Raw genomic sequence first — 21,684 nt, 5'->3', positions numbered from 1 at the left:
GTCCCTTAGTCGGTGCCCGGATTGCTAGCGGGTTGGCGGAGGTGATCCTTGGCCTCGAGTTCGGCCAGCGCCCGGCGCAGGGCGGCCGCCTCGTCGGCGCCCACCCGCTCGACGAAGTGCACGAGGGCGGCCTCCCGGCTGCCCGAGTCCGAGGCCTGGTCGAGGGCGTCGACCATCAGTCCGGCGACCAGGACGTCGCGGCCGTGGGTCGGGGCGTAGCGGTGGGCCCGGTCGTCGCGGTGCTGGACGACCAGGTTCTTCTTCGCCAGGCGCTGCAAGACGGTCATGATCGTCGTGTAGGCCAGGTCACGCCGCGCCGCGAGTGCCTCGTGCACCTGGCGCACCGTTTGAGGTTCGCGCGCGGACCACAGGTGGTCCATCACTTCGCGTTCGAGTTCCCCGAGTCGCGTCTGCTTGGCCATTTTTCGTTCACTCTCCTGAGCAATGGATTCAGGGTACTACGCGCTTACTACCGTGCGTCGTATCCGTCGTGGACGTGCGCTCGACCTGGTGGGTGGGGCCGTCCGGCGGTGTGCTGGAACTGCCTTGGTCCTGCGGCGAGACGCCGTCTCGCGACGTCCCTGTGAGTCCGGTCACTAGGGCTGTCCTCGCCTCGGGCTGTCACTATAGTAAGGCTATCCTAACTTGGGAGGTGCTCATGTCCGTCGTCGTCGACGATCCCCTGATCGACCGGATGTCGATCAGCCGGACGCTTCCGCTGCACGAATCCAGTCGCAGGTTGCGGGAGCTCTATCCGGAGTGTCCGCGGGTCTACGGCGTGGCCGTCATGCGCGATCTGTCGCGGCGGCGCTGGTGGCCGCTGGCCGAGGCCCTCAACGGTGACCGGCTGCAGGCGATGTTCGACACGGCCGTCGCCGAGGCGGGCAATTGCGCGGCCGTCGCCCAGCAGCTCGCCGCCACCCTGGCGCACGTCGTCGTGGGGCGGGTCATTCCACTGCTGGTGTTGGAGGGGCGCGCCTGGGACACCGGCATCGAGAACCTCTGGGTGCACGTGGACTCCGAGGGGGCCATCGACTGGGTGGGGGTGGTGGACCCGACGCTGCGCGCGCTTCCCGACGACGCCTACTTCTCCGACCCGTTCGACCGTCCCGGTGGCGGTTTGGTCGCGCTGCCCAGCGAGGCGGCGCTGACGACCTGGGTAGCCCATCGCAGCCACCGTTCGTTGCAGCCGTTGTTCGAGCGGCTGTCCGCCGCCAACGGGGGCGTCCTGTCGGTGGCCGCGATGTGGCACGTCGTGGGGACGACGGTGGTCAGCGCCGCGACGCAGATCCCGCTGTTGGCCGGGTCGAGCGAGCTGACGAGCATGAGGCGCGGGCAGGCCGTCCTCGACGCGTTGGTCGGATTCGGCGCCCCGGTTCGGGGTCTGGGCCGGCCGGCGGCGGGAAAGGGGTTGCTTAATTAGGCTAGGCTTGCCTATTATCTAATCACGCCTTCGAGGGAGGGCAGAGATCCACCGGACCGCCGCGGAATCCTGAGGGCTGCAGAGATATCCCCGGTCCATTCGAGGATGGGCCCCGTACACGTAGTACGGGGCCCATCCGCATCTCCGGGCGGGCACGGAGAATTCCAGGGGGTGTCGCCGCGCCGGGCGGACGGGGCGTGTAGACACTTCGATGTGACGACTTGGATGCCAACGGGCGTGGGCGGCGGCTTCGACGACGAGATCGGACTGACCTACGCAGAGGTGACCCCGGACGGCGCCCGAGCCCAGGTGCTCATCGGCGAAAAGCACCTGCAGCCCCATGGCATCGTGCACGGCGGGGTGTACTGCGCGATCGTGGAGAGCGTCGCCAGCGTCTCGGCCGCGACATGGCTGGAATCCACCGGCGGCGGCAACAAGGTGGTCGGCGTCAACAACAACACCGACTTCCTGCGCGCCATCACCGCCGGCCTGGTCACCGCGACCGCCACCCCGATTCACCGCGGCCGGCGTCAACAGCTGTGGCTCGTCACGATCACCGACACCAATGATCGCGTCGTGGCCCGCGGCCAGGTTCGGCTGCAGAACCTCCCCAACGAGGGCTGAGCCGGGCCCTCCGCGTGAGTGCTGCTGACTCCCGCCCGCCGTGGCAGGATCGCCAGCTATGCGCTTGTCCCCGCACGAGCAGGATCGCCTGCTGATCTCGTACGCGGCCGAACTCGCCCGCCGCAGGCAGGCGCGCGGTCTGCGGCTGAACCATCCCGAGGCGGTCGCGGTCATCACCGATCACCTCCTGGAGGGGGCCCGCGACGGCCGAACCGTGGCCGAGCTGATGAACAGCGGGCGCGAGGTGCTCAGTCGCGACGACGTGATGGACGGCGTCCCGGAGATGCTCTACGACGTCCAGGTCGAGGCGACCTTCCCCGACGGCACCAAGCTCGTCACCGTCCACCATCCGATTCCGTGACGAGGAGCCAGCGATGATTCCCGGCGAGATCGTCTTCGGTGACGGTGACATCGAGATCAACCCAGGCGCCCAACGCATTTCGATGGACGTGCTGAATACCGGCGACCGGCCCGTCCAGGTAGGCAGTCACGTGCACCTGCCGCAGGCCAACGCGGCGCTGCAGTTCGATCGCGAGGCGGCCCACGGCCACCGACTCGACATTCCCGCCGGCACCGCGGTGCGCTTCGAACCCGGTGTCGCCCAGCACGTCCCGCTGGTTCCGCTGGCCGGCTCCCGCGAGGTCCATGGGTTGTCGCTGACCCCACCTGGAAGATTGGACGCCGAGTGAGCGAACTGTCCCGCAGCCGATACGCCGCGCTCTTCGGCCCCACCGCGGGTGACCGGATCCGGCTGGCCGACACCGACCTGTTCATCGAGATCACCGAGGACCGCAGTGGCGGTCCCGGGCTGGCGGGTGACGAGGCTGTCTTCGGTGGCGGCAAGGTGCTGCGCGAGTCGATGGGCCAGTCGCGGGCCACCCGTGCCGACGGCGCCCCGGACACCATCATCACCGGCACAGTGATCGTCGACCACTGGGGAATCATCAAGGCCGACGTCGGGATTCGCGACGGGCGCATCGTCGCGATCGGCAAGGCGGGCAACCCCGACATCATGTCGGGCGTGCACCCGGACCTGGTGGTCGGACCGTCCACCGAGATCATCGCCGGCAACGGCCGCATCTTGACCGCCGGGGCCATCGACTGTCACGTCCACCTGATCTGCCCGCAGATCATGGAGGAGGCCCTCGGCGGCGGCATCACCACGATCGTCGCGGGCGGCACCGGTCCCGCGGAGGGCAGCAAGGCCACCACCGTCACGCCGGGCGCCTGGCACCTGGCCCGCATGCTCGAGGCGCTCGACCACTGGCCGCTGAACGTACTGCTGCTCGGCAAGGGCAACACCGTCAGCAGCGAGGCCATGTGGGAGCAGTTGCGGGCTGGCGCAGGCGGATTCAAGCTGCACGAGGACTGGGGCACGACGCCCGCGGCGATCGACGCGTGCCTGACCGTGGCCGACGTCGCCGGCGTCCAGGTCAACCTGCACTCGGACACCCTCAACGAGGCCGGCTTCGTCGAGGACACGCTGGCCGCGATCAACGGCCGGGCCATCCACGCCTACCACACCGAGGGCGCGGGCGGCGGCCATGCACCCGACATCATCACGGTCGTCTCGCATCCCAACGTGCTGCCGAGCTCGACCAACCCGACGCGTCCGCACACCGTCAACACCCTCGACGAGCACCTGGACATGCTGATGGTGTGCCACCACCTCAACCCCAGCGTCCCGGAGGATCTGGCGTTCGCGGAGAGCCGGATCCGGCCGTCGACGATCGCCGCGGAGGACCTGCTGCACGACATCGGCGCGATCTCGATGATCGGTAGTGATGCCCAGGCGATGGGCCGCATCGGCGAGGTGGTGTTGCGCACCTGGCAGACCGCGCACGTCATGAAGAAGCGCCGCGGTGCGCTCGAAGGCGATGGGGCAGCCGACAACAACCGCGTCCGGCGCTACGTCGCGAAGTACACGATCTGCCCGGCCATCGCCCACGGCATGGACCACGAGATCGGCTCGGTCGAGGTGGGCAAGCTCGCCGACCTGGTGCTCTGGGAACCGGCGTTCTTCGGCGTTCGCCCGCACGCGGTGATCAAGGGCGGCATGATCGCGTGGGCCGCGATGGGGGACGCGAACGCCTCGATCCCCACGCCGCAGCCGGTGCTGCCGCGGCCGATGTTCGGTGCCGCGCCCGCGGCGGCCGCGGCGACGTCGTTGCACTTCGTCGCACCGCAGGCCATCGAGGACGGCCTGGCCGACCGGCTGGCGGTCAACCGCCGGCTCGTCGCCGTCGGCGACGTGCGCAACGTGGGCAAGGCCGACATGCCGCTCAACGACGCGCTGCCCCGCATCGAGGTCGATCCCGACACGTTCACCGTGACCATCGACGGCGACGTCTGGGCCGAGCAGCCCGCCACCGAGCTGCCGATGGCCCAGCGCTACTTCCTGTTCTGATGTCGTCTCTGGCGTCACTGTCCACGCTGCTTGCCCTGTCCGACTCGCGGCTGCCCACCGGCGGGCACGTGCACTCCGGCGGGGTCGAGGAGGCGGTGACGAGCGGACTGGTCACCGACGTCGCCAGCCTCCGGGCCTTCCTTCGCCGCCGCATCCGCACCAGCGGGCTGGTGGCCGCCTCGGTGGCGGCGGCCGTGCACGCGGGCTCGCTCACCGTGGCAGCGGCCGACGTCGAAACCGATGCGCGCACACCGGCTCCCGCGGCGCGCACGGCATCCCGGGCGCAGGGGAGGGGCCTGGTCCGGCTGGCCCGCAAGGTATGGCCGCAGCAGGACTGGGCGAGTCTCGGCGCCAAACCGCACCTCGCGGTCGCGGCCGGGGCGGTCGGTGCCGTCAGTGGCGTGCTGCCGGAGCAGACGGCACTCTCGGTCGTGTACACCACGATGACGGGCTCGGCGACCGCGGCGCAGCGCCTGCTGGCACTCGATCCCGGCGACGTCGCGGCGCTCACCTTCGAGCTCGCGGCGCTGTGTGACCGGACGGCCACCGAGGCCGCCAAGGAACTCGCCGACCTGTCCGATCCATTGCTCGACATGCTGGCCCAGCGTCACGTCGAACGCGACCGTCCGCTCTTCGTCTCCTGAAGTCCGCTTTCCTCGAAAGGCCTTTCATGCCACCACATCTGCTCGACGGCGAGCCCCATGACCACACCGAGCGCCCCCGGCGCGTCCGCCATGCGGGTGAGCCGCTGCGAATCGGCATCGGCGGGCCGGTGGGGTCCGGCAAGACCGCCCTGGTGGCCGCCCTGTGCCGCCAGCTGCGCGACGAGCTCTCGCTCGCGGTGCTGACCAACGACATCTACACCACCGAGGACGCCGACTTCCTGCGTCGCAACGCCGTGCTGTCCGACGAGCGCATCACCGCCGTCCAGACCGGCGGCTGCCCGCACACCGCCATTCGCGACGACATCACCGCCAACCTCGATGCCATCGACGATCTGATCGCAGCCAATCCGCGGCTCGACCTCATCCTGGTCGAGTCGGGCGGTGACAACCTCACCGCCACCTTCTCGTCGGGGTTGATCGACGTCCAGATCTTCGTCGTCGACGTGGCTGGTGGTGACAAGGTGCCGCGCAAGGGCGGTCCGGGGGTCACCTTCTCCGATTTGCTGGTGATCAACAAGACCGACCTGGCGCCGATGGTGGGCGCCGACCTCGAGGTGATGCGACGGGACTCGACCAAGGTGCGTGGCGATCGCCCGTTCGTGCTGGTCTCGCTGACCGAGGATCCCGCCGCGACGCCGGTGCTGGACTGGGTGCGCCGGCAACTGCGCGTCCCGGTGTAAGGCGCTGCGCCGCAATGCTCTCCGACGTCTTGATCGTCGCCGCCGCGGGGCGGGCGCCGCGCATCGAGTGCACGGGCGGGGTGGCGGGACGACGCACCCTCCCCGACACCGTGCATCTCATCTCGGCCGCGGCGACGCCGCTGGGCGGGGACACCATCAGGGTTCGGGTGGTGGTCGAGCCCGGTGCCGCACTCGCGGTGCGCAGTGCCGCCGCGACGATGGTGATGCCGGGAGCGGCGACCATGGAGTCCCGCTCGCACTGGGAGCTCGAGGTCGAGGGCGAGCTGGACCTGGACCCACAGCCGACGATCGTCGCTGGCCGCGCCAGACACGTCACCTCGACCCGCCTGACGGCCTCGGCGCAGGCCAGCGTGCGGGTGCGCGAGCGCATCCAGATCGGCCGGACCCGCGAGAACCAGGGCTTCTGGACCGGCTCGCTGTACGCCGACGTCGACGGCACGCCGCTGCTGCGGCACCGCATCGAACTCGGCGCCGGTTCGGTGACCGACGACGAACTGGGCACCCCGCTGGCGAACGTCAGTGAATTGCGCTATCCCAGTCCGGCTTTCGACGAGGCGGCCGGCACGCTGCTGGAACTGGCCGCCGGCGGCTGCCTGGCGACGTGGCAGGGCGACCGGTTGTGATCCCCGGGTCGCCCCCGCCCGTCGAAACCTAGCTCGCGGCGTACCAGGCTTCACAAAGCCTGCCATGATGCCATGATGCCATGATGTCTCGGTGGGGAGGCGGCTGGAAGCTGCCTGTGACAATCATGATTGTTGCGATGCTTGGTATCACGTGTGGTGGCTTGGCCAGTTCGCGTTGGTTCGACACCGCGAGAATATCGGAGGGGGTTACGTCGCAGAGTCAATATTCGTTGGGTTCGAACTCGGGCGACGGATGTCCGACGATAGATAGCGCGACGGCTACTTTCGATACAAAAGTCACTCCAAGTCGGCGTGGCCTGGGGATTGAGATGGCAGCCGATATAGTATTGGACGGCGTCTATCCCAGGGATCCGCCGGTTCATTTAGGTTCATTGGACTCGACTGACATCGTAGTGAACCGGCTAGGCCAGTGCATCCTAGGAACAACAGGAAGAATATCGAGTTTACAATGGTCTAGCGGCTCGATTCGCGCCCACATCTTCCTCCCAACGTCCACTGCAAGTGATTCGCTCGGATTGAATTCCGATTCGTCAGCTAGGGGCGTCACGTACTCGTCCTATGGACGTCCATATAGTCCACCCGCGGTGCTTCATGTAGGAGCTCATCGCGGAGCGGAATTAGTTCTCGACGTGTGCAACGCAGGCTCAAACGACGATCGATTCGCAGCAAGTCACCCATATTCAAACAGCACTACTCCATACATCTGTAGAACGCGTGCACACAACTTGATATCAGCGACTGTATCGGGGGTTGCGGCTCAAACTGTCGATCAGTACCGAGCCTGGACGCAGTTAGTACAACGCGATCCCCCTGCGAAGGTCGACAGCGGCGGCAGCGGAACATCGAATAGTCTGCTTGCGACTCCATTACCCTCGAAAATCGATTTCGAACGCGATTCTTTCTCGTTCCTCTGGGATGTTCATGGACCGTCGCCTAAGATCACTGTTTGGGTCGATGTGCCGTTTCGAGTGGGCGCTGGGTTAACATTATTGCACTTACGCACGTCTTTTATTTGTTCAGATGAATACGGATGCGCAGGGGGAGCCGACTGGTCTTTCATCGCTTACTGCTTTTCGGTATTTCTGATAATTGCAGCGGCGGCGGTCGTAAACCGGGGCTATATTTGCCGATCAGGTCTCCGTTCTATGCTGGTGATCTTTGCATTGTTACTGATCGGGAGTGTCTGGCTTGCTGGCCCGCGTTCCTCGACGGGCCCAGTTGGGGCAATCCCAATAATTTCGGGATGGTGTCTTCTTTCCGCTATGCTTCTGCCCTTTGGCAGTTCGTGGAGGGTATTTCGATGGGGTTTGATTAGCGCGACGACAGGAATGATGGGATGGCTGGTGGTGTCGACCGTTCTAACTTGGCGTTCCCTGCCTGCCACAGTTCCCGATAATGCAGATGGCAGGAATAGGGGATTTTCTGACATTCGATGTTACGGGCCGCCGGTAAGGCCACCTGTCGACTACTCTCAAGTCGTCGCGGGTGCCTTCGTCCTCATAATTGTCGTTATGGGCATTTATGTCATACTTTACCGCGTTTCAGATATCTTTCAGCTGGCGGTTCCGGCAGCAAGCTCGGACGCGAGAACGGTCCGCGGTATAGCGCTTTTGGGAACAGCGGGGTTGAGTGTAGGAGTTGGATATACGGTAATCGGGCCCGTTGTTGATTATTATCGATCAGGTGGTCAGTATCGAATAGATGACGTGGCACGTGCCATAGGATCCGATTTAGCGGATGCCTCTACGGTGGCGGCGGTGCAGTTAATTCCTACCGTTGCGTTGGCGCTTGTCGCGATTGCAATAACAGTGCGGCTTCGGTCAATGTTTGTGTGGCATTCCTTGTGGTGGCCCTTGGCGTTGATGCTTGCTATTGCGGTACCGTTTGCAGTAAACGGCACCATTCCATTCGTTATAGATTTGCCGGTGTGGATCATTCAATTCATCATCACAGCAGTCATCTTCAAATACTCGGTAAAGATGCGAACAATCGAGACTCGGCCTCGAAGTGGTGAGCGATTTTTGGCTCTAGCTCAAATTCGTTACGAAGATGCCCGACAATCTGATCTGCATTCTCGAAGGCCTCGGGGGTTGTCAGCAGTCACGTTCATGTTGTCGCACCCCGTCGCGATCGACGGACAGGCCTCGACATCGGCCGCGCGAATTCTCTTTCTCGGTCCTCGCGACGGCGTAGCAGAGAATGCGCGCTACGCAGCCAGAATGGCTGGAGCGATGTCAGTGGTCCCCGTATCGCTTCTCGCGTGGAACACGCTATCGGTAGGCGGCTGGCAGTCGTGGGGCTGGGGAACATTCATCACGGTAATCGTCGTCATGACAGAGGCCGCCAGATGGTTAGCAGCAGGATTCGTTTTCGGACTGCTCTACTCTCGGTTGCCCACGTTGTCGGGTCCCACCAAGGGCCTTGTGTTCGCTGCAATTTGGGCGTCGGGTGCCTGGGCGTCGGTCTTGGTGTCGAGAGTTTTCGGGGTTGACATTGCGCAGCAGGCAATTTACCGGACCATTCAGTTTGCCGTATTCATGCTGGTCCTCGGTCTTCTATATGACCTTCAGGCCATACGGTGCGGTGGCGGAAATTGGCGCGATCTGAGACGTGTTTATGCTTTGCACAACGTCTTTGAGGTCGTTGCGGCGATAGCGCCGGCTCTCCTGCTCACGATTGCACTCATCCAGCAGATATCGTCGGGCTCGGCCGTGGAGGTCGCTGATACGTTGATAAATGGGTTCAACGACATAGCCAAAGGGGTGCGGCCCAGTGGCGGCAGCGGATGAGTCTCGGCTTCCTAGCTGAGCGTGCCACTGACGTCGACGGCACGCCGCTGCTGCGGCACCGCGTCGAACTCGGCGCCGGTTCGGTGACCGACGACGAACTGGGCACCCCGCTGGCGAACGTCAGTGAATTGCGTTATCCCTGTCCGGCTTTCGACGAGGCGGCCGGCACGCTGCTGGAACTGGCCGCCGGCGGCTGACTGGCGACGTGGCAGGGCGACCGGTTGTGATCCCCGGGTCGCCCCCGCCCGTCGAAACCTAGCTCGCGGCGCGTTCGGTCTCGCGTACCGAGGCCGCGATGTCCTCGAGCTGCTCGATGCGCGTTCGCGCGTAGGCCTGCTGCTCGGTGATGGTCAGCTGACCGCGCTGCCTGCTCAGGAACGTCACCGCCCACGACAGCAGCGTGGCGATCTTGGTCTTGAAGCCGACCAGGTAGATCAGGTGCAGCCCCAGCCACGCCAGCCACGCGAAGAAGCCGCCGAACTCGAGCTTGCCGACCTGAGCGACGGCGTTGTACTTCGACACCGTCGCCATCGAACCCTTGTCGAAGTACTTGAAGGGCTCACGGGGCTTGGGCGTCGTGCCGTGCGCACGCGCCGCGACCTCGTTCTGGATGATCTTGGCGACGTACTTGGCGCCCTGGATGGCACCCTGCGCCATGCCGGGCACGCCCTCGACGAACGCCATGTCGCCAACGACGAAGACGTTGGGGTGACCGGGGATCGACAGATCGGGATTGACCTTGACGCGGCCGGCACGATCGACCTCGACGTCGGACTGCTCGGCCAGGTTGCGGCCGAGTGGGCTGGCGGCCACTCCGGCCGACCACACCTTGCAGGCCGATTCGATGCGGCGAATCGTGCCGTCGGCGTCCTTGACCGTGATGCCGTTGCGGTCGACGTCGGTCACCATGGCGTTGAGCTGCACCTCGACGCCCATCTTCTCCAGCCGCTCCTGCGCCTTGAGGCCCAGCTTCTTGCCCATCGGAGGCAGCACCGCGGGCGCCGCGTCGAGCAGGATGACGTTCGCCTCGGTCGGGTCGATGTGCCGGAAGCTGCCCTTGAGCGTCTGGTCGGCCAGCTCCTGGATTTGACCGGCCATCTCCACGCCCGTCGGACCCGCGCCGACGACGACGAACGTCAGCAGCTTCCTGCGGCGCACCGGGTCGCTGGAGCGCTCAGCCTGCTCGAAGGCGCCGAGGATGCGGCCGCGCAGCTCCAGCGCGTCGTCGATGGTCTTCATGCCCGGCGCGAACTCGGCGAAGTGGTCATTGCCGAAGTAGGACTGACCGGCGCCCGCGGCGACGATGAGCGTGTCGTACGGCGTGACGTAGTCGTGGCCGAGCAGCTCCGACGTCACGGTCTTGGCGGTCAGGTCGATGTGGGTGACGTCGCCGAGGAGCACCTGGGCGTTCTCCTGCTTGCGCAGGATCAGCCGCGTGGGCGGCGCGATCTCGCCCTCGGAGATGATGCCGGTGGCCACCTGGTACAGCAGCGGCTGGAACAGATGGTGCGTCGTGCGGGCGATCAGCTTGATGTCCACGTCGGTGCGCTTCAGCTTCTGGGCGGCGTTCAATCCGCCGAAGCCGGATCCGATGATGACGACCTTATGCCGATCCGATGCCGTAGCTCCGGGATGGCTCATTGCTGCTCCTCGCAAAACGGGAAAACCTACTCGGTACAACCCCTAGGTTAGTCGGCGGGCTTCCCCGCAGCGCGGTGAGATGACCCACCGCGCCGTTCGTTCACCTCGCGAGGTACGGCAGAAGCTTCTCGGCCACCTCCGTGGCACCGCCCGGCTGGTACCCGTTCAGGCTCGTCACCGGGCTGATGATGACGCCGTCCACGCCGGCGTCGAGGACCTTGGTCTTGATCTGGTCGGCGACCGACTCGGCGCTTCCGAACGCGGCCTGCTGACGGAAGTCCTCGGGGATGAAGTCGGCGGTGACGTTCTCATCGATGATCGCGACGACCAGCATGCTGGTCTCGAGGGTGGCGGGGTCGCGGTCGATCTTCTCGCAGTTGTCCTTGACGACCTGGATCTTGCGGGGCAGTTCGTCGAAGCCGGCGATGATGTTGAGGTGGTCGAAGTGCTTGGCCGCCAACGGAATCGTCTTCTTCTCGCCGCTGCCGCCGATCATCAGGGGGATGTGGTCGCGGAAGCGGGGCTCGGCCATGGCCTCCTGGGTGCGGTAGTACTTGCCGGTGACGGTGGGGCGCTCGCCGGCCAGCATCGGCAGGATGATCTGCAGGGCCTCGCCGAGCTTGTCGAATCGATCGGTGAAGGTGCCGAACTCGTAGCCCAGCGAGTCGTGCTCGAGTTCGAACCAGCCGGTGCCGATGCCGAGGATGGCGCGGCCGGCGCTGATGACGTCGAGGGTGGTGATGGCCTTGGCCAGCAGGGTGGGGTTGCGGTAGGTGTTGCCGGTGACCAGGGTGCCCAGTTGGACCTTCTCGGTGGCGGCGGCCAGTGCGCCGAGGGCGGTGTAGGCCTCCAGCATGGGCTGGTCGGGGGTGCCAAGGCCGGGCAGTTGGTAGAAGTGGTCCATCAGGAACACCGAGTCGTACCCGGCGGCCTCGGCCTCGCGGGCCTGCGCGATGACGGTGGGGAAGAGTTCCTCGACCCCGGTGCCGTAGGAGAAGTTCGGGATCTGGAGTCCAAGTCGAATGGTCACGATGTGAACGTAACCACGACTAAACGGAACCGGAACCCCGTTTCACTGTCCGCGAAGTGCGGAATAAATCGGTCGTCAGGCGAAGGTGGCCAGCGCACCATGGCTGACGTGCAGCGTCTGCCCAGTGATGTGCCGCGAAGCCGGCGTCGTGAGGAACAGGGCCAGCCGGGTGATCTCGGCCGCGACCGTCGGCGACGTACGCGCGATGCCGTCGTAACCGGGCTCGGCACCGCGCCCGGAGGCCACGGCGTTTACCGTGATTCCGCGGATGCCGAAGTGGCTGGCCTGTCCCTCGGTCCAATTGGACAGTGCGGCCTTCGCGGCGGCCTCGGGGCTGCCCTCGGTGGAGTTGTCGGCGACGACGTTGACGATCGATCCGCCCGAGCGCAGGTGGTCACCGAGGATCTGGACCGTCAGCACGGCCGACAGGACGGTGGCGTCCATCGCCGTGCGCCACGCGGTGGCGCGTTCGGTCAGCGTGTAGGTGCGTGGATCGCCGCCCCCGCCGCGATGAGCCGGCACGTTGACGATGGTGTCGAGGTGATGCGGGAACTGCGCGCGCGCCGCTTCCAGGCTGGCGGCGTCGGTGTTGTCGAAGACGATCGAATCGACGTCGAGCTCCTTGGCCGCGACCTCGAGATCGTCGCGGCGGGAACCGGTGATCACGACCTGGTGCCCGGCGTCGCGGAAACCTTCCGCGATGACGCGTCCGAGTTCGGTGTCACCACCGGTGAGCAGCACATCCGCCATCCCGACCTCCTTGTGTTCGACGCTGAACCCAGCGAGTCGCCGACCATGTTACTGGACAGTAGCTACCTGGCCGAATGCGCCACGCGGAGACGCCAGGACTCCGTCGGCGCGGTGACCTAGGGTTTGCATCGTGACACCCATGCGCACACCCTGGCGCTGGCTCCTCACCTTCGCCTCGCTGCTCCTGCTCGTCGCGGTCAGCGCCTGTGGATCGGGGAGTCGGCAGGGCACCCCGGCTAGCAGCAAGGCGCCTGCGGGCGGCTCGCTGACCGTCTTCGCCGCCGCCTCGTTGAAGAAGACGTTCACCGACATCGGCAAGCAGTTCTCGATCGACCATCCGGGCTGGACCGTCGACTTCACCTTCGCGGGGTCCTCGGATTTGGTCACTCAGCTCACGCAGGGCGCCAAGGCCGACGTCTTCGCATCCGCCGACACCAAGAACATGGACAAGGCGAGCCAGGCCGGTCTGCTGTCGGGCGCCCCGGTGAACTTCGCGTCGAACACGCTCGTCATCGTCACCGCGCCGGGCAACCCGAAGGGCGTGGCGAGCTTCGCCGATCTGGCCAGGCCGGGCCTTGCCGTCGTGGTCTGCGCGCCGCAGGTGCCGTGCGGTTCGGCGACCAAGGCGGTCGAGCAGGCCACCAAGGTCACGCTCGACCCGGTCAGCGAGGAGTCGCAGGTGACCGACGTGTTGACCAAGATCATCACGGGGCAGGCCGACGCAGGCCTGGTCTACGTCACCGACGCCATCGGAGCCGGCAATGAGGTGACCAAGGTGGACTTCCCGGAGTCCGCGACGGCGGTCAACACCTATCCGATCGCCGCGCTCAAGACCGCGACCAATGCGGGGGAGGCGAAGGACTTCATCGACCTGGTGACCAGTGAGGCAGGCCAGAAGACGCTGTCGCAGGCAGGCTTCGCGAAGCCTTGAACCGGTCGGGCGGCCTGCCGCGCTGGATCTTCGTCCCCGCCGCCATCGGCGCGATCTTCGTGGTCCTTCCCCTGGTCGCGGTGGCCGTCAAGGTCGACTGGTCGAACTTCTGGGCCCTGATCACCAGCCGCTCCTCGCTGACGGCGCTCGCACTGAGCTTCCGGACCGCCGCCGCGAGCACGGTGCTGTGCGTCGCACTCGGCGTGCCGATGGCGCTGGTGCTGGCGCGCAGCGGCGCGCGGATGGTGCGCTGGGCCCGGCCGTTGATCCTGCTCCCGCTCGTGCTGCCACCGGTCGTGGGCGGCATCGCCCTGTTGTACGCCTTTGGCAGGCTTGGGCTGCTGGGCAGATACCTCGACGCCGCTGGCATTCAGATCGCGTTCAGCACGACCGCGGTGGTGCTGGCGCAGACCTTCGTGTCGCTGCCGTTCCTGGTGATCGCCCTCGAGGGGGCGGCGCGCACCGCCGGAGCGGACTACGAGGTGGTGGCTGCCACCCTCGGCGCTCGGCCGACGACCGTGTGGTGGCGGGTGACGTTGCCGCTGCTGGCGCCAGGCTTGGCCTCCGGCGCGGTGCTGGCCTTCGCACGCTCGCTCGGCGAATTCGGGGCGACGCTCACGTTCGCCGGCTCGCGAGAGGGGGTCACGCGCACCCTGCCGCTGGAGATCTACCTGCAGCGCGAGGTCGACGCGAATGCCGCGGTCGCGTTGTCGGTCCTACTGGTCGCGGTCGCCGCGGTCGTGGTGGTGGGACTGGGCAGCCGACGAATTCGGGCCGGTGGTGTCAGTGGTTGGTAGCGAGCCGTGAGCGGCGTCGAACTCCGGGCCGTGGTGCGCGAGCGTGGACTGGACGTTCACGTCGAGGTGGCGCCCGGTGAGGTGTTGGCGATCCTCGGCCCCAATGGGGCTGGCAAGTCCACCGTGCTGAGCGTCATCGCGGGTCTGGTCCGGCCCGACGCGGGAACGGTCCGGGTGGGAGACCGGATGCTCACCGACGCGACCGCGGGCCGGCAGGTCCCCGTGCACGACCGGCGGGTTGGGCTGCTGATGCAGGACGCGCTGCTGTTTCCGCACCTGTCGGTGGCCGCCAACGTGAGCTTTGGGGCGCGCCGTGGAACCCGGCTGGCGCGCAAGGGGTCCCGGGCACTGGCCGAGCACTGGCTGAGTGAGGTCGACGCCGCCGAGCTGGCCGACCGCAGGCCGCGCCACCTGTCGGGCGGCCAAGCCCAGCGAGTCGCCCTGGCGCGCGCGCTCGCGGCCAATCCCGAAGTGCTGCTGCTGGACGAGCCGCTGACCGGCCTCGACGTGGGCGCCGCCACCGCGATGCGCAAGGTTCTGCGGCAGGTGCTGGGGCGCGATGGCCGCTCGGCGGTGCTGGTCACCCACGACCTGCTCGACGTCGTGACGCTGGCCGACCGGGTCGTCGTCCTGGAGGCGGGACGGGTGGTGGAGTCCGGGCCGACGGCCGCGGTGCTGGCCGCGCCTCGAAGTGGCTTCGGCGCACGATTCGCCGGGGTGAACCTGGTGGCCGGCCGGGCCGGGGCCGACGCGACGCTGGTGACCGGCGGTCAGCAGGTGTGGCACGGCGTGTTCGACGACGGCGTCCGTCCCGACGATCACGTCGTCGCCACGTTTCATCCGTCGGCGGTGTCGGTCTACCGGGACAAGCCGAACGGCAGTCCGCGCAACGCGGTCGAGCTGGTGCTCGCCGAGCTCGACACGCGGGGCCCCGCCATCAGGGTCAGGGCCGACGAGCAGCCCGACGGTGCGCCGGGATTGTCGGCCGACGTGACGGCGCAGGCCGCGGCCGATCTCAGGCTTGGTCCGGGGGAGCGGGTGTACTTCGTGGTCAAGGCGCAGGAAGTGGCGATCCACCCGGTGCGGTAACGGCAATCGGGGACGGCACGATCAACAAGCAGCACCGCCCGCGCGTCGCGTGGGCGCCTCGTCATGCCAGCAACATGTCAAAAGCTTGTGATTTGGGCGATCATCTAACCCAGCAACTCGCCGGAAAAGCACTTTAAGAGCAACTCACACTTGCGTCACGGCCGTAACACGGTAGTTTCTTCCCCATGCAGCACCCTCGTCGACGCAGGAGCCTTCCGAAGTCGCTGGCCACGGCCGCCGTGGCAGGCATGACTGCCGTGTCGCTGGCCGTCAGCGGCCCGGTCGCCCATGCCGATCCAGCTCCCGCACCAGCTCCTGCGCCTGCTCCCGCACCCGCTCCCGCGCCGGCACCTGCTCCCGCGGATCCGAACGCGCCGGCACCGGCGCCCGCGCCGCCGGCCGACCCGAACGCGCCAGCGCCAGATCCCAACGCGCCGCCGCCCCCCGCACCGGAGCCCGGTCGCGTCGACAACGCCGCGGGTGGCCTGAGCTTCGTCGTCCCCGCGGGATGGAAGGTCTCCGACAACACCCAGCTGTCCTATGGGCAGGCGTTGCTGACGAAGGTTCCCGAAGCCGGAGCCGAGGCGCCGTCCGATACCAGCGTGCTGCTCGGCCGCCTGGACCTGAAGCTGTTCGCGGGCGCCGAGACCGACAACGCCAAGGCGGCTACCCGACTCGCCTCGGACATGGGTGAGTTCTTCATGCCGTTCGCTGGCACGCGCATCAACCAGCAGGCCGGTCCGCTGGATGCCGCGGGCATGCCCGGTGCGTTCTCCGCCTACGACGTCAAGTTCACCGACGCCGCCAAACCCGACGGTCAGATCTGGGCGGGCGTCGTCGGCCAGGCCCCGGACCCCGGCACTCCGCGCGGTCAGCGAACCCCGCAGCGCTGGTTCGTGGTGTGGCTGGGGACGGCCAACCATCCCATCGACAAGGCGGCCGCGACCACGCTGGCGCAGTCGATTCGGCCGTTCACGCCGCCCCCGCCGCCACCACCGCCGGACCCGGCCGCGCCGCCGAACCCCAACGCGCCTGCGCCGGATCCGAACGCGCCACCTGCCCGGCCCGCCGTGGGCGTTCCGGTGCCGGTGACCAACGCGCCGCCGGAGATGCTGCCGCCCTCCTGATCCGCTGAATCGCGCCGATCGTCGATCTACCGTGCATCTTTCGCGTGCTCAATCGTTACCCGGCGCGGGTAATGATTGAGCGGTTCCAGTAAACGGTGCTGGATGGGTCGGAGGCAGGAGTTCGACATGAACGCGATTTTGGCAACCGATTTGGCCTTCGCGCCGCCGACTGCGGTCGGTTGGATCGCCTACATCGTCATCGGCGGAATCGCCGGCTGGCTTGCGGGCAAGATCGTCAAGGGCGGCGGTTCGGGCATCATCCTGAACGTCGTCATTGGCGTGATTGGCGGATTCCTAGGGGGGTTCCTCTTGGAGAAACTCGGTGTCAACGTCATTGCGGGCCGCAAGTGGTTCACGTTCTTCACGGCGTTGATCGGAGCAGTGATCCTGCTGTGGATCGTGGGTTTGGTTCGCGGCGGCTCGAAGCGGGGGTAGCGCCCGCGGCCTACATGGCCGCGAGGACGCCGCGCATCGCGGCGGCGAAGGAACCGCTTCGGTAGAGCGGGCCGCGGCCGTCGCCCAACAGCAGCCGCAGCCGTGCCATGCCGCGCGCCCGCACCGGCAGCGGTCCCAGCAGTCGCGCCAGTACGTCCCGCACGACGTCGGCCGATTCCTCGACGGCGTCGATGCGGATGGGCATCCGCGACGCGGTGCCACGAACGTGAGGCAGGCGACCGGCATCGCTCAACAACAGGGTGACGCTCGCCGCCATGTCCTGCCGTTCGCGGCGGGAGAGCAGGCGCGCGCGGTGTGCGGCCAGCGGTGAACCGGCGGCGACGGGGACGCCTCGTTCGAGCTGTTCGTCGTAGCGCGAGGCCAAGACGCGGGCCTGTAGGCGTCGGATGAAGGGCACGGTCACCCGGGCGCCGTTCTGCTGATCGGTGTCCGGGTGCAGCGGACCGGTGAGGTAGCTGGTCGCACCATCGCTCGATGTCATCGCCTGATCTCCCATTCATGACCTGTCTAGACGCTATACCGGTCACGGATGACCAGTCAAGAACTTTCAGTAGTCATGGGAGTTACCCTGTCCTGGTGACGCAAGAGCACTGGGCCGGGGACGACGAGGCCAAGCCGGCCCCGGAGCCGCTGCGCCGGGTCCAGGCCTTCGTCAACACCCTCGACATGGAGTCCGGCCGGGACCGGCTGGCCGACCCCGCCGATGCCCGCCCGTGGCTGGTCCGCAACGGTCTGCTGGCGCCGACCGCGACACCGGACCACGACGATCTGAACCTGCTCGCCGGGGTGCGCGAGGCGCTGCGCGCGTTGGTGATCCAGAACTCCGGCGGACCCACACCGGAGCCGGCCGCGATCGCGCCGCTACGGGTGATCGCCGAATCCGCAGCGGTCCGGCCCGTAGTCGACGAGAACTGCCGGGTGTCGCTGGTGTGCGACGGCGACGCCATTCGCGCGCGGCTGCTCGAGCTGTTGCTGATCGTCAAGGACGCCCAGGTCGACGGCAGCTGGACACACCTGAAGGCCTGCGCGAACGACGACTGTCGCTGGGCGTTCTACGACCGGTCGCGCAATCACGGCGGGACCTGGTGCGACATGGCGACGTGTGGCAACAAGCTGAAGAACCGCGACTTTCGGGCCAGACGCCGCCAGCACCGGTGACCCGCCCCTGCGCTAGGTGGACAGGTGCCAGACCAGCGCGGCAGCTAGGGCCCCGAGGCCGTTCAGCGACCAGTGCAGGGCGATCGGCGCGATCAGACTGCCACTGCGACGGCGCAGCCACGTGAATACGAAACCGGCCGCGCCCGTGGCGATCACCGCCATCACCACCCCGGCGACCATGCCGACGACGCCGGTCCCGAACAGATCGGTGAACCCGACGTTGCTGCTGGTCAGGCCCATGGAGGTGACGATGTGCCACATACCGAACAGCACTGAGCCGGCTGCGGCCACCCCGCGGAAGCCCCACGCCCGGTCCAGCGCGCCGTGCAATACCCCGCGGAAGGCGAGTTCCTCGGGGATCACCGTCTGCAGCGGAATGATGATCATCGATGCGACCAAGGCGCCGGACATGGTGGCGTAGTGATCGTTCAGGAACATCGGTCGCGTCCACGGCAGCAGGGCGCCGATCGCGATCACCGTCCCGACCAGTCCGACGGCGCCGAGCGCGTACAGAGTGCCCGAACGCCAGTGATCGCGGCCGAGCCCCAGCTCGCTCCAGCCAAGACCGCGCGAGCGCACCAGCAGGACCAGGCCGATTGCGGCGGCAGGTACCACGACGACGTTGGCCCACGGGGTGGTCAGATGGGCGATGAGGTTCGTGGCCGCCAGCACCACGACCACGACGGCGATGTCGACGTAGGTGCGGAAGTGATGCAGGGCGGAGAGCTGACCGATCAGCGGGTGGGGCGGCGCGTCGGCGGCGGCGAGGTCGGTCATGACCACGCCAGCGTACGCCGGGTTGGCATCGACGCAGCTCAACTGTGGGATCTGGTGGCGCACCCCGGTGACAGGTGTGTGTCGCCCCGGTGAAACTTCCGTGGGTGCGAGCGCCGGGGCGCGGACGGGAGTTGGATGGGAGTGAGCCCCCGACTGCGACGCCTAGGAGCCTGTTCGACGATGACTGCCTCGACCAAGGCGTGGAGTTCCCCGCCGTCCGTCCCCCTCGACGACGATGGCGTCGCCCAGCTGGACGGCTGGTGGCGCGCGGCGAACTACCTGTCGGTCGGGCAGATCTACCTGCTCGCCAACCCGCTGCTGCGTACCCCGCTCACCCGCGACGACGTCAAGCCGCGACTGCTCGGCCACTGGGGCACCACGCCGGGGCTCAACTTCCTATACGCCCATCTCAACAGGGCGATCAAGGCCCGCCGGCAGCCGACCATCTACGTGACCGGACCCGGTCACGGCGGACCGGGTCTGGTCGCCAACGCCTATCTGGACGGCACCTACTCGGAGGTCTACTCCGACATCACCAGCGACATCGAGGGCATGCGGCGACTGTTTCGGCAGTTCTCGTTCCCGGGTGGCATTCCGTCGCACGTCGCCCCCGAGACGCCGGGGTCGATCCACGAGGGCGGTGAGCTCGGCTACGCCCTCTCGCACGCGTACGGGGCGGCCTTCGACAATCCCGACCTACTGGTCGCTGCCGTCGTCGGCGATGGCGAGGCCGAGACGGGGGCGCTGGCGACCAGCTGGCACTCCAACAAGTTCACCAACCCGGCCAAGGACGGCGTCGTGCTGCCGATCCTGCACCTCAACGGGTACAAGATCGCCAATCCGACCGTGCTGGCCCGCATTCCGGAAGACGAGTTACGCAGCCTGATGATCGGCTACGGACACCAGCCGTACTTCTTCGAGGTGTCGGACGAGAACGAGGACCACGCCGAGGTGCACCGGAGATTCGCGGGGCTGCTCGACGAGGTGCTCGACGCGATCGCCGAGATCAAGGCGAGGGCGCTGGCCGGTGACGAGACCCGCCCGTCCTGGCCGATGATCGTCTTCCGCACCCCCAAGGGCTGGACCGGTCCGGCCTACATCGACGGCAAGAAGACCACTGGATCGTGGCGCGCCCATCAGGTGCCGCTGGCCAACGCCCGCGACACCCCCGAGCACCTGCAGGTGCTCGCCGACTGGCTGGCGTCCTATCGCGCCGAAGAGCTGTTCGACGAGAACGGCACGCTGCGTGCGGATCTCGCGGCCCTGGCACCCGAGGGCGAGCTGCGGATGAGCGACAATCCGCACGCCAACGGTGGCCTGCTGCTGAAGGACCTGCGCCTGCCCGACTTTCGCGACTACGCCGTCGAGGTGCCCGCGCCGGGAGCGACGATCGCCGAGGCCACCAGGGTGCTCGGGAGCTGGCTGACCGACGTCGTGCGGCTCAACCCCGACAACTTCCGCATCTTCGGGCCCGACGAGACCGCGTCGAACCGGTTGCAGGGCGTGTTCGAGGCCACCGACAAGCAGTGGAACGCCGAGTTCTTCGGCCCGGAGGTCGACGAACATCTCGCGCGGGCCGGCCGGGTCGTCGAGATGCTGTCCGAACACCAGTGTCAGGGCTGGCTGGAGGGGTACCTGCTGACCGGCCGGCACGGGCTGTTCAACTGCTACGAGGCGTTCATCCACATCATCGACTCGATGTTCAACCAGCACGCCAAATGGCTGAAGGTCACCAACCACATCCCATGGCGCCGCCCCATCGCCAGCTTGAACTACCTACTGTCCAGCCATGTCTGGCGTCAGGACCACAACGGGTTCAGCCACCAGGACCCAGGGTTCATCGACCACGTGATCAACAAGCGGGCCGAGGTCGTCCGGGTCTACCTGCCGCCGGACGCCAACACGCTGCTGTCCACCTACGATCACTGCCTGCGGTCGCGCCAATACGTCAACGTGGTGGTCGCCGGCAAACAGCCCGCGCCGAACTACCTCACGATGGAGGACGCCGTCGCCCATTGCACCAGGGGCCTCGGCATCTGGGAGTGGGCGGGCACCGAAGAGCTCGGCGAGGAACCGGACGTGGTGGTGGCCACGGCTGGCGACGTCCCGACGCTTGAGGGGCTGGCCGCCGTCGATCTGCTGCGCAGGCACGTCCCCGAGCTGAGGATCCGATTCGTCAACGTCGTCGATCTGATGCGGTTGCAGGACGAGAAGGAGCACCCGCACGGGTTGTCCGATCAGGCCTTCGACATGGTGTTCACCCGCGACAAGCCGGTGATCTTCGCCTATCACGGGTACCCGTGGCTCATTCACCGGCTGATCTACCGCCGCGTCGGCAGCCCCAACTTCCACGTCAGGGGTTACAAGGAGGAGGGCACCACCACGACGCCGTTCGACATGGTGATGCTCAACGACCTGGACCGGTTCCATCTGGTCATCGACGTCATCGACCGGGTGCCGTCGCTTCAGACCAGGTATGCGACGTTCCGCCAGGAGATGGTCGACGCCCGGCTGCGCGCCAGGGAGTACACCCGGCTGCACGGTGACGACCTTCCCGAGGTGCGTGACTGGGTGTGGCCGGCCGCGCGTGGGTTGGCGACGGGCACGGACGTCGCCGCGACCGCGTCCACCGGCGGTGACAACGAGTAGCCAGGACCCGCTCCGCGATGGTGCGA

At 67.1% G+C, this 21,684-nt stretch carries 23 protein-coding genes; 17 read left to right on the top strand and 6 right to left on the bottom strand.

What is annotated here, in order from left to right:
* Positions 1 to 5 precede the first annotated feature (5 nt).
* Entirely contained in the window at positions 6 to 422 is a 417-nt protein-coding gene (locus SBI80_RS20240; protein ID WP_318976577.1) for a BlaI/MecI/CopY family transcriptional regulator, read from the bottom strand.
* Positions 423 to 658: 236 nt separating this feature from the next.
* On the opposite strand from SBI80_RS20240, the gene SBI80_RS20235 reads away from it, so the two are divergent.
* The 10 genes from SBI80_RS20235 to SBI80_RS20190 all read left to right on the top strand — a co-directional run bounded on the left by SBI80_RS20235 (position 659) and on the right by SBI80_RS20190 (position 9,450).
* A complete protein-coding gene (locus SBI80_RS20235) occupies positions 659 to 1,423 on the top strand; it encodes an iron reductase (RefSeq protein ID WP_318976576.1) in 765 nt (254 codons plus the stop codon).
* A gap of 213 nt (positions 1,424 to 1,636) precedes the next feature.
* Positions 1,637 to 2,047, top strand: a complete 411-nt coding sequence (locus tag SBI80_RS20230; protein ID WP_318976575.1) for a PaaI family thioesterase — start codon at positions 1,637 to 1,639, stop codon at positions 2,045 to 2,047.
* 58 nt (positions 2,048 to 2,105) lie between these two features.
* A complete protein-coding gene (locus SBI80_RS20225) occupies positions 2,106 to 2,408 on the top strand; it encodes an urease subunit gamma (protein WP_318976574.1) in 303 nt (100 codons plus the stop codon).
* Positions 2,409 to 2,421: 13 nt separating this feature from the next.
* The gene (locus SBI80_RS20220) at positions 2,422 to 2,736 is read left to right on the top strand and encodes an urease subunit beta (protein ID WP_318976573.1); all 315 of its coding nucleotides are present in this window, start codon (positions 2,422 to 2,424) and stop codon (positions 2,734 to 2,736) included.
* The gene (locus SBI80_RS20215) at positions 2,733 to 4,454 is read left to right on the top strand and encodes an urease subunit alpha (RefSeq protein ID WP_318976572.1); all 1,722 of its coding nucleotides are present in this window, start codon (positions 2,733 to 2,735) and stop codon (positions 4,452 to 4,454) included. The genes SBI80_RS20220 and SBI80_RS20215 overlap by 4 nt, the downstream gene beginning before the upstream one ends.
* 8 nt (positions 4,455 to 4,462) lie before the next feature.
* Complete coding sequence (locus tag SBI80_RS20210; RefSeq protein WP_318976708.1) at positions 4,463 to 5,098, top strand: urease accessory protein UreF; 636 nt, start codon at positions 4,463 to 4,465, stop codon at positions 5,096 to 5,098.
* Between the two features lie 26 nt (positions 5,099 to 5,124).
* Positions 5,125 to 5,799, top strand: a complete 675-nt coding sequence (gene ureG / locus SBI80_RS20205; protein ID WP_318976571.1) for an urease accessory protein UreG — start codon at positions 5,125 to 5,127, stop codon at positions 5,797 to 5,799.
* A 14-nt stretch (positions 5,800 to 5,813) separates the two neighbouring features.
* Positions 5,814 to 6,443, top strand: a complete 630-nt coding sequence (locus SBI80_RS20200; RefSeq protein WP_318976570.1) for an urease accessory protein UreD — start codon at positions 5,814 to 5,816, stop codon at positions 6,441 to 6,443.
* Positions 6,444 to 7,975: 1,532 nt separating this feature from the next.
* A complete protein-coding gene (locus SBI80_RS20195) occupies positions 7,976 to 9,253 on the top strand; it encodes a DUF6185 family protein (RefSeq protein ID WP_318976569.1) in 1,278 nt (425 codons plus the stop codon).
* Positions 9,250 to 9,450: a hypothetical protein gene (locus SBI80_RS20190; protein WP_413232759.1), complete on the top strand. Its 201-nt coding sequence runs from the start codon at positions 9,250 to 9,252 to the stop codon at positions 9,448 to 9,450. Before SBI80_RS20195 ends, SBI80_RS20190 begins: the two co-directional genes overlap by 4 nt.
* Before the next feature lie 58 nt (positions 9,451 to 9,508).
* Here SBI80_RS20190 and SBI80_RS20185 read toward each other — a convergent pair whose 3' ends face one another.
* The 3 genes from SBI80_RS20185 to SBI80_RS20175 form a co-directional block, all read right to left on the bottom strand.
* Positions 9,509 to 10,894: a type II NADH:quinone oxidoreductase Ndh gene (locus SBI80_RS20185; protein ID WP_318976568.1), complete on the bottom strand. Its 1,386-nt coding sequence runs from the start codon at positions 10,892 to 10,894 to the stop codon at positions 9,509 to 9,511.
* Between the two features lie 100 nt (positions 10,895 to 10,994).
* Positions 10,995 to 11,924: an LLM class F420-dependent oxidoreductase gene (locus SBI80_RS20180; RefSeq protein ID WP_318976567.1), complete on the bottom strand. Its 930-nt coding sequence runs from the start codon at positions 11,922 to 11,924 to the stop codon at positions 10,995 to 10,997.
* A gap of 75 nt (positions 11,925 to 11,999) precedes the next feature.
* Positions 12,000 to 12,674 (bottom strand): SDR family oxidoreductase, encoded by a 675-nt coding sequence (locus tag SBI80_RS20175; protein WP_318976566.1) that lies wholly within the window; start codon positions 12,672 to 12,674, stop codon positions 12,000 to 12,002.
* Positions 12,675 to 12,813: 139 nt separating this feature from the next.
* On the opposite strand from SBI80_RS20175, the gene modA reads away from it, so the two are divergent.
* The 5 genes from modA to SBI80_RS20145 all read left to right on the top strand — a co-directional run bounded on the left by modA (position 12,814) and on the right by SBI80_RS20145 (position 17,053).
* Entirely contained in the window at positions 12,814 to 13,605 is a 792-nt protein-coding gene (gene modA / locus SBI80_RS20170) for a molybdate ABC transporter substrate-binding protein (protein ID WP_318976565.1), read from the top strand.
* A complete protein-coding gene (locus SBI80_RS20165; RefSeq protein WP_318976564.1) occupies positions 13,602 to 14,402 on the top strand; it encodes an ABC transporter permease in 801 nt (266 codons plus the stop codon). Before modA ends, SBI80_RS20165 begins: the two co-directional genes overlap by 4 nt.
* Positions 14,403 to 14,408: 6 nt before the next feature.
* Positions 14,409 to 15,491, top strand: a complete 1,083-nt coding sequence (locus SBI80_RS28255) for a sulfate/molybdate ABC transporter ATP-binding protein (protein WP_413232758.1) — start codon at positions 14,409 to 14,411, stop codon at positions 15,489 to 15,491.
* Between the two features lie 185 nt (positions 15,492 to 15,676).
* On the top strand, positions 15,677 to 16,618 hold the full coding sequence (locus SBI80_RS20150; protein WP_318976563.1) for an APA family fibronectin-binding glycoprotein: 942 nt from the start codon (positions 15,677 to 15,679) through the stop codon (positions 16,616 to 16,618).
* 126 nt (positions 16,619 to 16,744) lie between these two features.
* Positions 16,745 to 17,053: a GlsB/YeaQ/YmgE family stress response membrane protein gene (locus SBI80_RS20145; protein WP_318976562.1), complete on the top strand. Its 309-nt coding sequence runs from the start codon at positions 16,745 to 16,747 to the stop codon at positions 17,051 to 17,053.
* 10 nt (positions 17,054 to 17,063) lie between these two features.
* Here SBI80_RS20145 and SBI80_RS20140 read toward each other — a convergent pair whose 3' ends face one another.
* Positions 17,064 to 17,555: a hypothetical protein gene (locus SBI80_RS20140; protein ID WP_318976561.1), complete on the bottom strand. Its 492-nt coding sequence runs from the start codon at positions 17,553 to 17,555 to the stop codon at positions 17,064 to 17,066.
* A 92-nt stretch (positions 17,556 to 17,647) separates the two neighbouring features.
* Between SBI80_RS20140 and SBI80_RS20135 the strand changes: the two genes are divergently transcribed.
* Positions 17,648 to 18,232 (top strand): CGNR zinc finger domain-containing protein, encoded by a 585-nt coding sequence (locus tag SBI80_RS20135; RefSeq protein ID WP_318976706.1) that lies wholly within the window; start codon positions 17,648 to 17,650, stop codon positions 18,230 to 18,232.
* Between the two features lie 12 nt (positions 18,233 to 18,244).
* Here the strand turns inward: SBI80_RS20135 and SBI80_RS20130 are convergent, their stop codons facing one another.
* Positions 18,245 to 19,009, bottom strand: a complete 765-nt coding sequence (locus tag SBI80_RS20130) for a CPBP family intramembrane glutamic endopeptidase (protein ID WP_318976560.1) — start codon at positions 19,007 to 19,009, stop codon at positions 18,245 to 18,247.
* Between the two features lie 180 nt (positions 19,010 to 19,189).
* On the opposite strand from SBI80_RS20130, the gene SBI80_RS20125 reads away from it, so the two are divergent.
* Positions 19,190 to 21,658, top strand: coding sequence for a phosphoketolase family protein (locus SBI80_RS20125; protein ID WP_318976559.1), 2,469 nt, complete (start codon positions 19,190 to 19,192; stop codon positions 21,656 to 21,658).
* Positions 21,659 to 21,684 lie beyond the last annotated feature (26 nt).

This window comes from Mycolicibacterium sichuanense (assembly GCF_033741125.1).
Lineage (GTDB): Bacteria > Actinomycetota > Actinomycetes > Mycobacteriales > Mycobacteriaceae > Mycobacterium.
This window is presented reverse-complemented; position numbering and strand designations above follow the sequence as displayed.